The 14,500-nt window shown below is 46.1% G+C and carries 13 protein-coding genes and 1 pseudogene; 7 read left to right on the top strand and 7 right to left on the bottom strand.

Annotation, left to right across the window (positions count from 1 at the left end; all coding sequences use genetic code 11):
• Positions 1-207, bottom strand: a pseudogene (locus ACTRXD_RS22715) (IS256 family transposase); the annotation flags it as partial.
• Here ACTRXD_RS22715 and ACTRXD_RS22710 point away from each other — a divergent pair.
• Both ACTRXD_RS22710 and ACTRXD_RS22705 read left to right on the top strand, forming a co-directional pair.
• Positions 195-599, top strand: coding sequence for an IS3 family transposase (locus tag ACTRXD_RS22710; RefSeq protein ID WP_442434042.1), 405 nt, complete (start codon positions 195-197; stop codon positions 597-599). The pseudogene ACTRXD_RS22715 and the gene ACTRXD_RS22710 sit on opposite strands and share 13 nt — an antisense overlap.
• Positions 600-602: 3 nt before the next feature.
• Positions 603-1,112 (top strand): transposase, encoded by a 510-nt coding sequence (locus ACTRXD_RS22705; RefSeq protein WP_442434041.1) that lies wholly within the window; start codon positions 603-605, stop codon positions 1,110-1,112.
• A gap of 118 nt (positions 1,113-1,230) precedes the next feature.
• Here ACTRXD_RS22705 and ACTRXD_RS22700 read toward each other — a convergent pair whose 3' ends face one another.
• From ACTRXD_RS22700 to ACTRXD_RS22685, 4 genes are all read right to left on the bottom strand, one after another.
• Complete coding sequence (locus tag ACTRXD_RS22700; RefSeq protein WP_442434040.1) at positions 1,231-1,419, bottom strand: Flp family type IVb pilin; 189 nt, start codon at positions 1,417-1,419, stop codon at positions 1,231-1,233.
• Positions 1,420-2,235: 816 nt separating this feature from the next.
• Positions 2,236-5,217: a PAS domain S-box protein gene (locus tag ACTRXD_RS22695; RefSeq protein ID WP_442434039.1), complete on the bottom strand. Its 2,982-nt coding sequence runs from the start codon at positions 5,215-5,217 to the stop codon at positions 2,236-2,238.
• Between the two features lie 366 nt (positions 5,218-5,583).
• On the bottom strand, positions 5,584-6,030 hold the full coding sequence (locus tag ACTRXD_RS22690; RefSeq protein ID WP_442434038.1) for an energy transducer TonB family protein: 447 nt from the start codon (positions 6,028-6,030) through the stop codon (positions 5,584-5,586).
• Positions 6,031-6,034: 4 nt separating this feature from the next.
• Positions 6,035-8,479, bottom strand: a complete 2,445-nt coding sequence (locus ACTRXD_RS22685; RefSeq protein ID WP_442434037.1) for a TonB-dependent receptor — start codon at positions 8,477-8,479, stop codon at positions 6,035-6,037.
• A 794-nt stretch (positions 8,480-9,273) separates the two neighbouring features.
• Between ACTRXD_RS22685 and ACTRXD_RS22680 the strand changes: the two genes are divergently transcribed.
• The 4 genes from ACTRXD_RS22680 to ACTRXD_RS22665 all read left to right on the top strand — a co-directional run bounded on the left by ACTRXD_RS22680 (position 9,274) and on the right by ACTRXD_RS22665 (position 11,473).
• The gene (locus ACTRXD_RS22680; protein WP_442434036.1) at positions 9,274-9,822 is read left to right on the top strand and encodes a retropepsin-like aspartic protease family protein; all 549 of its coding nucleotides are present in this window, start codon (positions 9,274-9,276) and stop codon (positions 9,820-9,822) included.
• Positions 9,823-10,050: 228 nt separating this feature from the next.
• Positions 10,051-10,494, top strand: a complete 444-nt coding sequence (locus tag ACTRXD_RS22675) for a gamma-glutamylcyclotransferase family protein (protein ID WP_312641024.1) — start codon at positions 10,051-10,053, stop codon at positions 10,492-10,494.
• A gap of 65 nt (positions 10,495-10,559) precedes the next feature.
• Complete coding sequence (locus tag ACTRXD_RS22670; RefSeq protein ID WP_442434035.1) at positions 10,560-10,886, top strand: (2Fe-2S) ferredoxin domain-containing protein; 327 nt, start codon at positions 10,560-10,562, stop codon at positions 10,884-10,886.
• Between the two features lie 29 nt (positions 10,887-10,915).
• On the top strand, positions 10,916-11,473 hold the full coding sequence (locus ACTRXD_RS22665; protein WP_442434034.1) for a MogA/MoaB family molybdenum cofactor biosynthesis protein: 558 nt from the start codon (positions 10,916-10,918) through the stop codon (positions 11,471-11,473).
• An 85-nt stretch (positions 11,474-11,558) separates the two neighbouring features.
• Here the strand turns inward: ACTRXD_RS22665 and ACTRXD_RS22660 are convergent, their stop codons facing one another.
• Both ACTRXD_RS22660 and ACTRXD_RS22655 read right to left on the bottom strand, forming a co-directional pair.
• Entirely contained in the window at positions 11,559-12,491 is a 933-nt protein-coding gene (locus ACTRXD_RS22660) for a PhzF family phenazine biosynthesis protein (protein WP_442434033.1), read from the bottom strand.
• 372 nt (positions 12,492-12,863) lie between these two features.
• Entirely contained in the window at positions 12,864-14,102 is a 1,239-nt protein-coding gene (locus ACTRXD_RS22655) for a hypothetical protein (RefSeq protein ID WP_442434032.1), read from the bottom strand.
• Positions 14,103-14,236: 134 nt separating this feature from the next.
• On the opposite strand from ACTRXD_RS22655, the gene ACTRXD_RS22650 reads away from it, so the two are divergent.
• Positions 14,237-14,500, top strand: coding sequence for a hypothetical protein (locus tag ACTRXD_RS22650; protein ID WP_442434031.1), 264 nt, complete (start codon positions 14,237-14,239; stop codon positions 14,498-14,500).

Below are 14,500 nucleotides of genomic sequence, written 5' to 3'. Positions count from 1 at the left end.
CCGTACCGGCACGGGCCCCATGCCCGTTTGAATAACGCGTTCGGGATGAGGGCCGCTGAGGACAACCCTCGCATGCCCTTGCTCATCCCGTTGATCCGCATAGGTGGCCAAAAGTTCCGTCGCCTCCACCTTCAGCGCCTGCGCAATGAGCTGTTGGGCGCCGGCCCGAAATTGGGGGTAGGAGGCGTCAAGAAATGGTAGAGCCATCCCATAAGCACCTGAGCATCAAGACGCAATGTGAGTTACTCTCCATCAGCCGCTCTGGCTGGCATGATGATCCCAAATGTGAGGCCCCGCTAACTCTCAAGGTGATGCGGTTGATTGATGAGCAGTATCTATTCACGCCCTATTACGGCAGCCGTCAGATGGCGCGCTTGGTAGGGCGACAGAGGTTTGCCGTGGAGAGGCATCGGGTGCGGCAACTGATGTCGTTGATGGGCTTACATGCGATTATCAGAAACCGCGCACGAGCCAGCCTCACCCGCCCCATCGGAATTATCCAGTATCTTCTCCCAAATCTGGCTATTCAAAAAGCCAATCAGGTCTGGTGTACAGATATTACCTACATCCCGATCAATTTGGATTTTTGTTTTTGGTAGCGTATGGACTGGCAGAGCCGGAAAGTGCTCTCCTGGCGCTTGTTCAATACGATGGAGACGCATTTCTGCATTGAAGCACTGGAGGAGGCGCTGACTCAGGATGGCGTGCCAGAAATATTCAATACGAATCAAGGATCGCAATTTACATCGTGTGAGTTCACTGCTGTGCTGAAAGCACACGGGATCAAAATCTCAATGGCTGGAAAAGACCGGTGGATGGACAATGTGTTCATCGAACGGCTTTGGCGGAGCCCGAAATATGGATGTGTGTACCTGCATGGTTTTGAGAACGGTTCACAGGTTCGTACCCCACCCACATTAGCCCATGGCTCAGTCATTACAACCACACACGGCCTCATTCGACGTTCGATGGACAAATGCCTAATGAGGTTAATCTCTCTCATCTGCAGAGGCCTGACCTTGAAGATGCGAAGCAAGCGGCATAACATCAACCAAATTAATTGTAGCTTAACTTGGCCGCAAACCTGTCCAATGAAATGGGACCACCTCTAACCCTTTTCCCGAAATTATGACGAATTAAATCAGATTTTTTTGAATCGAAGTAATGAAAAGCATATGGGAGGTACAACCTTAGTGGGCAGAGTGCTAAGAAATGGTAGAAACTTTCTATTTATGGGTGATGCAACAGGTCATCCTTGAATTGGGTCGATACAAACACATGGTCTAACGCTGAAAGCCCATCAAATAGATTGGAACCTAGCGCTTGAAGAGAACCGATAACGATCATACCGATTAAACTCAGAAGTAACGCATATTCCATCGCTGCCGCCCCATGCTCTTTGAATAAAAATTCACCCATTTCGCAATCTCCTTCTGAAATTAGGTTCTCTCTATTGTGGGAATTCCGCCAGCCAACCTTATATGCAATATGCAAACGGTAAACCGAACACATATGGCGCCACATTTCCATCAATTTCCCTTGCTTGTCTTGACTCTCTTCTTCCGCCTAGTCCTTACGAGGAAGACGTTTCTTTTCCTCTTTTGACAAACACTTCGACGCTTTCGGGGATGGCACAGGTAAGTCCACCACCATCTAAAGGGAAGCTTCTGATAGTCAAAAAAACAGCCACAAAAACTGTCAACCAACACGACGAATATGGAATGAATCCCCCAAAAGGCCTAATAGAAAATGGACTTTAAAATAAGAGCAAAAGAGAGGAAAAAAGAAATATAGTTGATAATGCCTCAGAGCAATCTGAAATTCCAAAAATCCCTATCCACTGGGAGCGAGCGTTCCCACCCCCTCATCTTATGGAATGAGAAAGTATATTTTGGGATTCACCCACTCGTTGTGATAAGGATACCTGCAACTCATATGGCCAGCTTTGTCAAAGGCATTGAATTCTAATGAAGCCACCACCACCTGGCAGCGGATCAAAATTATCCTCCGCACGGAGCTTTTACCAGGGATTCTCCAGACTTGTATTCCTAACCTTCACGAAAATGAAACCGGAAATATTTGAGTTGAGAGCCATAACATAGGATCAATCAATCTATTCCGATCCCTTCATGCTCTGGCATTACGGAAATTTAAAACCACGAAAAATCAAGATAAAAATCCCCCACATAATATTGGCACGTCGGAGAAATTAAATTAAGGATTGGATCCCTTGGCTCAATGAGGGACAGAGGGAATCAACGCAACTTGAAGCGCTTGCTCCATATCCCCCATTAACACCGGCTTGGCTAAATAGGCTCGGAAACCCATCGACAAGGCTTTGTCTTTATTCATTGTGTAACTAAACCCTGAACACAAAATAACGGGGAACCCTGGACGTATGCTCATTACTTGACGAGCCAGCAATTCTCCTGTCATGCCTGGCATGGTTTGATCCGTCACAAGTACATCAAATTGATCGGGATTCTCTTTAAATGCCTGCAGCGCTTCAGGACCATTGGTGAATACGACAACCAGGTAGCCCATATTTTCCAACATATCCTTGGCCCATTTGGCAATAGACACCTCATCATCCACAAACATCACTGTTCCCTTCCTACAAGAGGAAGAAGGTGTTGATGGGACCTGCTGAACTTCGACTGGGAGAGAGGAACAAGGGAAGTAAATGGTAAAGGTCGTGCCCTGGCCTTTCCGACTATCGACCCGAATCACTCCTCCATGACTCGTCACGACCCCATGAATAACGGCCAACCCCATCCCTGTGCCTTCCCCAACATCCTTGGTAGTAAAAAACGGATCAAAAATTCGTTTCGTAACACTCGGTGACATCCCTTGCCCGGAATCAGCAACTTTTAGGCGGATATAAGGCCCAGCATGCAACCCTTGAACAAGAGAAGATGTCGTTTCATCAATTGCTACTTCATCTAATGTGACCGTCAACTTTCCGCCCATCGGCCGCATGGCATATTCTGCATTAGCACCAAAATTCATGACCACTTGATGGATCTGAGTCGCATCAGCCAGAACCGGCGCAGTGCTTGGTTGGAGTTCTGCATGTAGGTAAATCGTAGACGGAAGAGAAGCACGAAGGAGGTTCAATGCTTCCTGCACAATCGGCTGTAAATACATCACTTTTTTTCCAGATTCATCTCGCCGGCTGAAAGTTAAGATTTGCCGAACAAGATTTTTGGCGCGATAACCTGCTCGTAAGACTTCTTGTAATCGGGGCAAAACTGGGCTTCCCACCCCAATTTGAGTCATGGCCAGTTCGGTATAGCCTATTATGGCCGATAAGATATTATTAAAATCATGTGCAATCCCACCGGCTAAGGTCCCTATCGCTTCCATTTTTTGGGCTTGACGACGCTGCTCTTCACTTTTCAACAAGGCTTCTTCTGTCTGTCGTCGCTCGGTTAAATCACGGAGAAATCCACTCACAATTGTTTTTCCTTGTGACTGAACAGCCGTAATCGCCAATTCCAGGGGAAACTCATGGCCATCACGATGCAACCCGGACAATTCAATCCTTTTATTTAATATTGCACCGACCTCTGACCTGATATAGCGTTGAATTCCCTGTGGATAGGCATCCCGGTATTTCGGTGGGATTATAGTGGTTACGACTTGTTTCCCAATGATTTCTTCCCTGGACCATCCAAACATGCGTTCCGCCTGTGAGTTCCACCCAATAACATAACCCTGTTCGTCTAAGGTGACCACCGCATCAAGGGCCGTGTCCAAAATGAGCCGTGTTCGTTCTTCACTTTCCCGTAGAGCCATCTCTGCCTCTTTTCGTTGCATAAACTGCCCAATCTGGCTTCCAACAGACACCATTTGGTGCAACAAGGCCTCATCCGGCTCCTGGATTTCCCGGCTAAAAAACTCCATTACCCCAAGAATTGTCTCGCCTAGCCTGATAGGGAAAGCAAATGCCGCATGTAACCCTGCCTGAGCCGCCATTGGTGCACGAGGAAAATTATGGTCCTTGACCGCATCAGGAATCCATATTGGGTTACCTGTCTCCCAGATCCGTCCAGGCAGACCAACTCCCTTCGAAAAGGACATACTTTGCGTCACAGTAACAAATTCAGAAAACCGTTCGTGGGAGGTTCGCCACACTTCCACACAAAATAGGATTTTGGTCCCAGGCTTCACTTGCCAGAGTACCCCCACTTGCCATCCTAAACTTTTACAGACCGCCTGAAGAATTTCAGGAGTGGCTTGTTGAATGGTCGTGCAATCGGCCAACACCCTGGCAATGGCATATTGTGCGGCTAACCGGCGTTCAGCGAGTTTTTGTTCTGTCTCATCCCGTAATAACGCTGTGAACAGGCGCTGGTCCGCTAGCGGAGACTCGCCCAAGGTCAACGACAGAGGAAAAACTGTTCCATCATTTTTTTGGGCCTTGAATTCTTTCAGCAAACCACCAATATGTTTTATTCTCGATTGCCCATAGGACGAGACAAATAGGTCCCACACGTCTTGTTCCGGGGGAACAATCAGATTTCTAAACGGCCTTCCTATGACTTCTGAGGCTTGACAGGAAAACATCGCTTCCGCCGTTTCATTAAATGTTTTGATCTTTCCAAATTCATTGAAAGTCACAATTCCCTCGCCCTCACTCGCTACGACTCCTCGGACTTTTTCTCGATCTTTAGGCGAATGCTGCCTACTGGCATTTTTACCTTGAACCAGGATAAATCCGACCACCATTATGATCCCTAATTCCAGTAATCCAATGGCTCCTCCACCAAGAAAATAGAGAAATTGGATTTCCTGAATATCAATTTTCGCTATCACTCCCAGAGGAAGACCTTCAAGGGGTTGATAGGCTAGTAAGACCCTGTTCCCTCGACTATCAGGCAAAATTTGCGTCCCGCTATCGAGGGATAAATCCGGTTGAAATTGAGAAGAACTCTGCCCTCCATTTTCATGTCGACGAACTAGAAGCATCTCTCCTGTTTGCCCAAAGTGATGTTGATCCCTCAGAGAATCAAATTCCTGTTGAATGCGATTGGCGATGAATTCTTGAGGCATTGCTCCTTCGTCCCACCCGGGAGTCAATTGATTCATGGCTTCCAAATAATGAACGTATGTGTTGGTCAGATGAGTCAGTCGATCTTTTTCATCTTCGACGGCTTCAAAATAAAGCCCAATAAACACAAACACGCTAAGGGACAGGATCAACACTGTTACCATCAGAACGATTTTTAGGGTTCTTTGCTGAGCAGGAAACATCAAGCACCGGGAATAGAACAGAAAAGAAAGGCAGGACAAGCAGCAGGGCTAAAGAAACCATGCGTGGAAGCACGAGGAAGAACGCCAAAGAGAACCAATGATTCCCTCCCTCAATCGAATGGAAGCCACCAACCATCCACAAAGTGAAGAGAATATCCTATGCTTTTGCGCAAAAAATGTCTATTCAAAACTCCAACATGGAAGGATTGTTGCAGAAGGAAGAAAAAACCCTGCTCAGGATTCTACAACCCCAATGAACATTAAGACCTAAACATTTGAGAAAACTATTCTGCCACCGCTTTAGTACCTATACGGGTCAGAATTGATTTACTGAGTACGAAAGTGAATACGGAGCGAGACCTCACCATCGATAGGTTCCTCGCCATTCATTTGAGGCAAAAACGTCCATTGCTTGAGAGCCAGTAAAGAAGCTTGAGTGAGTTCCCGATGTGCGGCAGGTTGAAGAATAACCACGGTCACATCTGAATTTTTACTAACCAATATTCGAGCTTTGAGCCAATCATCTAAGATCTGCCCATCTAAGGTAGATGGAATGGTCGGCCAGGGTGTTCGTTGTGGGACCGGCCCAATTTGTTGATCTTTATTGAGTCGTAGCCCATGAACATGGACTGTGTCCAGAGTTTCCACCTCTAGGTCTTCTTCATGATCAGATTGATGCGTCGCGAAATCTGATTCGGCCGGATAGGAAAGCGCGGGACCACTTAATAGCCAGAGTACCTGCATGAAGAAACCAAGATTCCGGAAAACGCTCATAGATTTACCCACCAAAAAAGAATTGTCCACGAAAGAAAAATGAACGGGGCATGTTGGCATGTGCTACACCAAGGCCAATACTCCCCTCCCCATCATTTAGAAAGACTTGTTGGTCCAGGAGATTGATGACATCAAAACCCAACAGCGCTTTATAGTTATCCCAAAGAGGTAGGAGGTGTTCGATGGAAAGATTATAGGTGGTGTACGACGGGCTGTGAGTCGCGTTGGTTTTTCCCCCGGGATCCGATGACCGAAGACCAGACCCAAACAACATTTGTCCGGTAAACGTCGTATGTGCAAAAGGGCGATAGGTAAGCACAGCCGAACTCGTGACCAATTGCATATGATCACAATATACTCCGCTGTTGGAATCAATATCATTAATTTCGTTTTGCTCCAGCAAAAAATATCCGGACTGCAGTTTTTTCCCTCGACACTGACCCCAAGCGACATTACCACGCCCGTACAGGTTTTCTAAAAATTTAGCCTTAACCGTCAGATCGATTCCCCGCTGCCACCCACGTTTAAACGCAAAATAATTAAGAAGCGGGGACGTTCCAAATTGGCCCGCATCTGATAGATTTTTATTCAATTTATAATAACCGGTTAATTCGATGGACAATGAATCCCCCAAGGCATGGGCGGATCCGACTTCGAAATAATGCGCCCGCTCAGGTTCCACGGTTCGATTCGTCAAATTTTCTGGTTGTGCGGTAGTACCGATGGTATTCAGCTGAAGGAATGGAACGGATTCAAGATTTGGAGGAGTAAATAATCTTCCATAAAAGGCATGAAAGACATGATTGGGAGTCATGGCATACGTGGCGCCTACCCTTGGACTTACTTGTCCATCATTGGTCAACGCCTGGATTTGATCGAAGCGGACGCCAAGGTTAAAGGTCCATTGAGCCCAGGGGGTCCATTGGTCTTGAATCCAGAATTCCTCGCGCCATCCAATGGTGCGATTATCGGCATTGCGAGAAATGACTCCCCCTATCGGATCGCCTGCTCCATCCCTCAAAAAAGCCGACAGCCGGGTTTTATTGACAGCCTGGGTCCTTTGAATCTGGAATCCCGTTTTAATTAAATGATCGGGATTTAATCGATGACTGTAATCCAAACGTATCCCTCCAGCATAGGCCCACCGGTCCTGATCGCTTGCCGAAAAAGGCTCGTCAGTATCTTCTGTATAGGATAAGGCATTGAAAGGGTCGGTCGTGAACGTGGCTCGGGAATGCTGAAAAAACCCCGACAGGCTGAGAAATTGATCCTGGCCCCAATCATGTCGCCAAACAAGATGTGAATACTGATTGTTCTCCTTTTGGAATTCATCGATATTTTGGGAAGTCACCGGTTCAAAACCCGGATCAGTCTCTTGGATAAGCCCGACAATAGTGGGATTTGCCACTAGCCCTGGTTTTGTTGGAATTTGAAATTTGGCAACTGAGTTTAGAAATAGCCACGTCAGGGTATTCTGATTATCGATTTGCAAGTCCCCCCGCACCATGGTTTGATTTTGGTTACTTTGATCATGAAAAATCGTTTTTCCCAAGGTCGGAGGGTTAATCCCTCGGTTTGTGGATGTAAAGCTATTTTGCAGATAGTAGCGGAAGCTTGACCCAACCGTCCCCCCATACTCAAAAGCCGGATTAATGGTTTCATTCGATCCTCCAAAATATTGAACGGAACCAAAGCCGGGCTTTGTCCCGCTTTTAGTGGTCACGTCAATCACGGCTGCGGTTTTATTTCCAAATTGCGCTTCCGGGCCACCTAAAATAATGTCTGCACGCTCCCAGGTTCGTGGAGAAATGACATCTGTAAACACCGAAGAGACGGTATCGGGAATAGGAACCCCATCAACCCGGAACTGGTAATTGGCGTGATCTTGACGAATGTGAACTTGCTTCAATCCCCCGTCTACCGCGCTAGGAAGGGTTAAAAGCAGATCATTCAGAGCAATATTATTCCCTCTGGGTAATTCCTCGATATCCTTGCGACTAACCGAATAGGATTCTCCGGAGAGCCGATGCTGAATAGGAGGCAAAGAAGCCACAACCTCAAGAGTTAACTCCTGACGATGTGCCAGGGTTAACTTGACCTCAAGAATTGGATCGTTTTCAATCTTAAGAATCGTTGATTCACTCGATAAGTCTGACTGAATGGCTCGAATAGAATAAATACCAGCCTCCGGAGGAGCTAAAATAAACTCACCCCCTTCATTCGTCACTTGAGTCTCCATGAGCGTGCCTTCTTGATCTCGCAATTCTACTGTTGCCTGAGGGACTCGGCGAAGATCCTCATATTGCACTAAACCGGTTACAATCCAGATTTTTTTGTTATTGTCTTTTTCCATAGCTTGAACAAGGCTAACACTCACAAACGTCCCCAATCCGAAAATCCAGAGAACAAGTCCACACCATACCACCCATTTATCATCCCCAATCAACATCCAGAAACCTCCAGCATCTAACAATCGATTAGCCGCATGCCTCCCCTTGCGTCAGCCACAAGCACCCTTCCGCTTTGGAGGGCGGCGCAAGTCTGATCGAGGGGGAGAAGACAGTTGTAAAAAGGAAAAATTAGGAGAAAAAGGAAGCTGGAGGACCGCGAGGGTTACCGAGAGGAAGGGTCAGAGACGTATACGTCTCTATTCGATCAAAGGAAAGGAAACCGGCAACAACAGACCAATGAGATAAACCCGAGGCATCCCAAACTAGGGAATTGGAAGTATGGTGCTGTACCCATTGGCACAAATCATCATCAGAATGTTGATGCCCATCATAATCCACCTCAGCAAAGACATGATGGATTTCTAGGGCCTGCACAAACGGTATTGAACCCAACAATACCAAAGCAAGCGCTAGAGCCAAGCTGATATTACAACGAGAGATGAGAGATGGCGGTTTTCGGATCATGAAGATTTTTGCCAATAAAAGCCTTGCGGCCAAAAATACCAAAGGACTTTAGGCGTGTCAACATTAATTGCAACTAAATTGCAATAGAGATTTTCTGAATATACGGAAACTACAACATTGCCTGGCATTGATTATGCTTCGATGAAAATTCTGTCAACGGCAATAAAGTCAATAAAATTCACAGGCCATCCCATCAAGATAAACCAATATCATTTCCAAATTTCAACTCAGTCTTCAAGGCTTCCTCGGTCCCAACCGAAAAGCCTACGGAGGCTCATCCTAAGGATACTAGCGTTAAAATCTACTCCTTGATCGAGGAACTTAAGAATTGGGGACGGCCAACAAACTTTTAATCACCCTTATGGTAATAGCGATCGGTACAGTGGTGGGTGGGCAGGCTATTCTCAGTCGATTACCTTTAGACCAATCTTTTCTTCCCACTCGCTCGCTTCCTCCCAAATCAGACCAAGTGACTGCTGGAGCCGAGGATTCTGTGATTTCCCTTGAACATTTAGGAGGTGTTTGGGTAGCCCGCGTGGAGTTGAATGACTTCCATGAAGCCAGACTCATAGTTGATACCGGAGCAACATTTACAACTATTTCAGAAGATTTGGCATTTGATGCAGGAATTCGGTCAGATACACCCAATTCGCCGATTGACCTCCTTACTGTCGGGGGAAGGGTTCAAGCCGAGCTAGGGGTCGCACGAAAAATTCGTGTGGGAAATACAGGCAGGGATGATGTCCAAGTGATCATACATACCATACCAAACCTCCCAGACGGGATTGATGGCCTCCTCGGACTCAGTTTCTTTGATCGTTTTCTTGTCCGCCTGGACCATTCCACCAAACAGTTACATCTCTCGCCAAGGACTTAGGCTCCAGAGTCCATTTTAGCTCTACCTTGATGTTCTTTGGCTATTAATCTTGAGCTTAGGCCCCATCCCTTGACTTGGAGTTTGGGGCCAGGGCATAAACCTACCTCCGATCCTTCCTAACCTTACAAAAAAAGCTCCTGCCTTTAGGATACAGAAAATCAGTCCTTGACAGTTCTCGAAGGCAGTATGGTAATACTACCTTTCCCCTAAACAGACAGGACTTAACCCATGCGATTTTTCATTTATGCCGACAATTTGAATCCTACCCAGCTCAAACGACGTGCACCTGAAGCACAATTTTTATTTATGGCATACGTGCCAGACCACACCATCAAATTCGGGCGGTGGTCCAACCAATGGCGTTGTGGATTAGCCACCATTGCCCCTTCTGCTGGTGAGCGAGTGTGGGGAGGGGTTTTTGAGCTCACCCAGGAGGATGTCCAAGAAATGGACAAGTTCGAGGGCGATCTTCCAGAAGGAGCATTTCGTCATGTTGAGGTCCATGTGTTCACTCAGGAAGGAGAAAAAGAGTTCGTAAGCACGCACGTAGCCCAAAGCATTGGAAAGTTTAAAGCCAAAGATCATTATTTAGATTGGATTCTTGCAGGAGTTAAGCATTGGAAGTTACCGGATGAATGCGTGGACATGTGGAATCTGTTTCGCTCCCAATGAGCCTTTCGTTCATTTTTTCGATTGAATTTTTCTCTCTTTCACCTATTCGTTGAGAAGGAGTATCTATGCCAAAACCGAAGTATCATATTCTGGTATGCACGAATTCCCGTCCTCCTGGACATCCCAAGCCTTCTTGTGGAGCTGCGGGCGCTCAAAATTTATTGATGGCACTCAATATGGGCTTGATTGAACGTGGTGTTCAACCTGGCGAGGTATTAGTCACTGGGACAACTTGCCTCGGGCCCTGCGAAAGTGGCCCTAACGTTGTCGTCTATCCAACAGGAACCTGGTACTCTCAGGTCAAAGACTCCGATGTAGCGGTAATTTTGGATGAGCACATCAAAAAAGGAGAGCCGGCTGCCCAGCTCAATCCCGATTCCGTTTGGTCGTAATTGTCAGCTTTTGCCTATATGGGTTAATCATGGATGAACATCAACATCATGAAGGTCATGGCTCACATACCGACCACTCTCAACCGTCTCATCTCACACACAAAGCACAGAGGGCATCCTCTTTGGACTGCATGGTGCTCACATGTAGTGATACCCGAACGCCAGATACCGATACCAGTGGAAAGCTAATCTACCATCTTTTAAAAGAGCAGGGACACTCCATCTCAGAGTACCGAATCATTAAAGATGAACCGGCCGATATCAAAGCCATCCTGCTCCAAGCCAGTGGTCAAGAGGCGCTTCAGGTCATCATTATCAATGGCGGGACAGGTATTTCCCGGCGAGACTCCACATTTGAAGCCGTTGATGGTTTATTGGAAAAACGACTTGATGGATTTGGAGAGCTTTTTCGGTATTTGAGCTATCAAGATATTGGATCGTCCGCCATGTTAAGTCGGGCCACTGCGGGCACCTACGGGAAACTGGTGGTATTTTCTATTCCAGGGTCTCATGGGGCTGTTCGCCTCGCAATGGAGAAACTTATTCTACCTGAAATGGGACATATAGCTGGAGAACTCACCAAATAGGCATCTTAAGGAAAGTTCCTCTTCCATTCCCATTCAGACAACCTTCCATCAAGAAAGCAGAGCAGGCGAGAAACAGCTTTATTGGCTAGTAGACCATCTTTCCTTCCGCCACCATTACCACCTGGCCTCCAACTTTTATTTCTTTAATCACATCATCATCAGAAAAAATCTGCACCAAAATACGGGACGGCCGGTCAATTTCATACCCTTGCTCCATAACCACTTCAGTGGTCGGACCAACTTCTACGACTCCATTCTTGACTAAATAGGCACCAAGGGCGCCACTTGCGCTGCCTGTTGCAGGGTCCTCCGAAATACCAATGGGATCGGCAAACATTCTCGTGTGAACGGTGGCGCTTTCCTCCACCGTCATCGTTGTAAAGATCATAATTCCATTAGCCCCAAATCGAGCACAAATCTCTAAGACTTCAGAATGATCAACCTCCATGGATTTTGCGGCGGTCAGGCTCCGAATAGGCACAATTAGTACCGGCAATCCCGTCGATACCAATTCAACAGGGAAAAGGGTATCGGCAATGAGCGATCTGTGTATTCCCAAAGCCTTGGCAATATCATAAATCGCCTCCGCCTGTGTGATGACATCTATAAATTGCGGAGAGGGTTGTGACATAATAACCTGTTCAATTTGTCCCTTCAGGACAATAAGGTCAAGTGCATACAGGCCCAGGGTACATTCATAAAAAACTTTCGTCACGGGCTCCTGCAAGGCAAGATGCTTTAGTGTCCCAAGGACATAAAATGTTCCCAAAATAGGATGGCCTGCAAACGGAATTTCTTGAAGAGGAGTAAAGATTCTCACCTTGGCCGCAGCCTTGGGATCGGAGGGCGGAAGGACAAACACCGTTTCAGACAAATTCATTTCACGCGCAATTTGCTGAAACTCCCGCTCGCTAAGCTCTCCTGGTGACGGAAATACTGCCAAAGGATTGCCGCCAAACGGCTCACTTGTAAATACATCAACCTGATAAAATTGAAGCCAGTTTTTAGTAGAATCCATAATCAACAGGAAAACATTTCAGGTGGGATTAAAAATATCTTAGACGCATCTCAACATCACAAAACCATAGGAGGGATTTCATCTATGGAGGGAAATTTTACTGACCTCCCGTCACCATGCATTCCTCATAAGCTTTTTGCCAGCCAGGAACTCCTCTACCCCCCATTCTTCCATCAGTGATTTTTTCACACATTAACGAATCGTTTTCTTTTTTTTGTAGACTGAATGTCTCTTGGCTTTCCAAATTTCCGGAACACCCTATAGCCCCCACTAATAACAAAAAAAAGAACAATCCTCTTACTCTTTTCACCAATATAAACTCCAACTCATGATTGGTTCAGTAGTTCTGGATCACCCATTTCCCCATCAACTTTACGCTATTAATGGGGTCGCTTCATAAGAACGTGCCAAGGGATTACGCACATAATCCTTTACATAATTTTGTAGTGACCCATTTCGATATAATCGATTATTAGCAAACTTCGTGCTAATTTTTGGCAAAATCCTCACCTTCACTCCGGTCTTATTTACAAAGTCGTCAACATGAACCCCGGCAATATCGCGATTGGGACCTCTTCCAGACTCCACAATACATTGGGGGACATAAATATATTTCTCTTTTGTCAGCCGTTTGGCAATGTCATTCAAGGTCAACAAAACCGTACAATCAGAATCCCCTCCAAGGGTGGTATTCGGCACATGGAGAAACCTTGCTCGATTCTTCCTAAACATAGACAATATCCGATACACACTTCCCGCCATAACGACCGAATCCCGTTTTCCTAATTCCAAAGAGTCAAATAAACTAAGAATTCGCTTTCGGTTCAAAAAAGCGGTCACATAGGCTTCAGTATGAATCGTCGTAAGATTTGGAAGGCCGGCATCGTATATCTTTTCCGCCTCAACAGCAAGATATTTTCGACCTTGCCTCATCACACGACTGGTTGCCTCTTGAATTCCGCCCACCGGCGTCAAACATCCCATCCACAATACACACCGAGAATTGATTCTGGAAATCGTTTTCGCATCTGCCGACATCGTGTTTTCATCAAAGGCATAAAAATTTGCAGAGGAAACTGCAGGGCCATCCAAGACCTTCATCAGATGTTTAACTGATGGAGCATGCGGCATCAGTTTTTGTCGATACTCCCCAAGGGTAATAACGGATAACTCAAAATTTATTCTCCCGGGATATTGTTCGACCAATCGATGAATCTTGGGAACATGGACAAAACCAACTGTGAAAAATTGAATGCTTTTATCGGTAAATTTCAAAAAATCTTCGATCCATTCCATGGCTTTTGGATGAAGAAACAAATCGGTCCATTCCATGTATTCATTACCGCCCAAACACCAGAACTGAAGAGGATCCGTTGGCTTGGAGTTAATATAGTTCAACATAAACTCCCAGTCTTCCTGGGAGGTTTTTGGTGGATCAAGCGTTTCTCGGTAAGAATGATCTAATTCATAACAGAATGCACATTTGACGGGACATTCTTTCCCCAGGCTCAACGGAATTTTCCCTGCATCCATTTCCCGCTTCAACACATCGCGGTAATCCTGGCTGCCAAATAACTTTGGAGGTTCTAAGATGGGGAGTTCACGGAGCATCGACAAAATTTTATAAGAAAAAGACCGGCTGTGGTTAAATCTGAAATCCAATTGACAGTATCACTGCTCTTTTGAAACACTTGAGCATATCAATCAAGCTGCTGAGCAGCATAAAACCTTCTGATGAAAGATTCATGATCTCCTCAAGCGACCCAAACTCGATGACCGTTGAACGGGCACTGCTGCTCCTAAATCTAACAGAGCCATTTTCGCCTGATGCCTTACAGCAACGATATGAGGAAGCCAGGCGAGTCTGGTATCCGTCACGTTATGCAGGCCTCACCAATAATCCAGCCAAGTATATGGAAATGTATAAAAAGGGAGAGGCCAAAACTAAAGAAATACATGCAGCCTATCAAATTCTATCCAATCATCTGCAGAATAGCCGTCCCTCTTGA

Origin of the sequence: Nitrospira sp. T9 (genome assembly GCF_052156535.1) — a bacterium.
In the GTDB taxonomy this organism is placed as follows: Bacteria; Nitrospirota; Nitrospiria; order Nitrospirales; family UBA8639; genus Nitrospira_E.
Note: the sequence above shows the minus strand (reverse complement) of the source record. Positions and strands in the feature narration are given on the sequence as shown.

Bases quoted from the DNA above. Each gene is read 5' to 3' on its own strand.
- ACTRXD_RS22710 (WP_442434042.1), top strand. From the start codon at position 195: ATGGTAGAGCCATCCCATAAGCACCTGAGCATCAAGACGCAATGTGAG.
- ACTRXD_RS22705 (WP_442434041.1), top strand. From the start codon at position 603: ATGGACTGGCAGAGCCGGAAAGTGCTCTCCTGGCGCTTGTTCAATACG.
- ACTRXD_RS22700 (WP_442434040.1), bottom strand. From the start codon at position 1,419: ATGGGTGAATTTTTATTCAAAGAGCATGGGGCGGCAGCGATGGAATAT.
- ACTRXD_RS22695 (WP_442434039.1), bottom strand. From the start codon at position 5,217: ATGGTAACAGTGTTGATCCTGTCCCTTAGCGTGTTTGTGTTTATTGGG.
- ACTRXD_RS22690 (WP_442434038.1), bottom strand. From the start codon at position 6,030: ATGAGCGTTTTCCGGAATCTTGGTTTCTTCATGCAGGTACTCTGGCTA.
- ACTRXD_RS22685 (WP_442434037.1), bottom strand. From the start codon at position 8,479: ATGTTGATTGGGGATGATAAATGGGTGGTATGGTGTGGACTTGTTCTC.
- ACTRXD_RS22675 (WP_312641024.1), top strand. From the start codon at position 10,051: ATGCGATTTTTCATTTATGCCGACAATTTGAATCCTACCCAGCTCAAA.
- ACTRXD_RS22670 (WP_442434035.1), top strand. From the start codon at position 10,560: ATGCCAAAACCGAAGTATCATATTCTGGTATGCACGAATTCCCGTCCT.
- ACTRXD_RS22665 (WP_442434034.1), top strand. From the start codon at position 10,916: ATGGATGAACATCAACATCATGAAGGTCATGGCTCACATACCGACCAC.
- ACTRXD_RS22660 (WP_442434033.1), bottom strand. From the start codon at position 12,491: ATGGATTCTACTAAAAACTGGCTTCAATTTTATCAGGTTGATGTATTT.
- ACTRXD_RS22655 (WP_442434032.1), bottom strand. From the start codon at position 14,102: ATGCTCCGTGAACTCCCCATCTTAGAACCTCCAAAGTTATTTGGCAGC.
- ACTRXD_RS22650 (WP_442434031.1), top strand. From the start codon at position 14,237: ATGATCTCCTCAAGCGACCCAAACTCGATGACCGTTGAACGGGCACTG.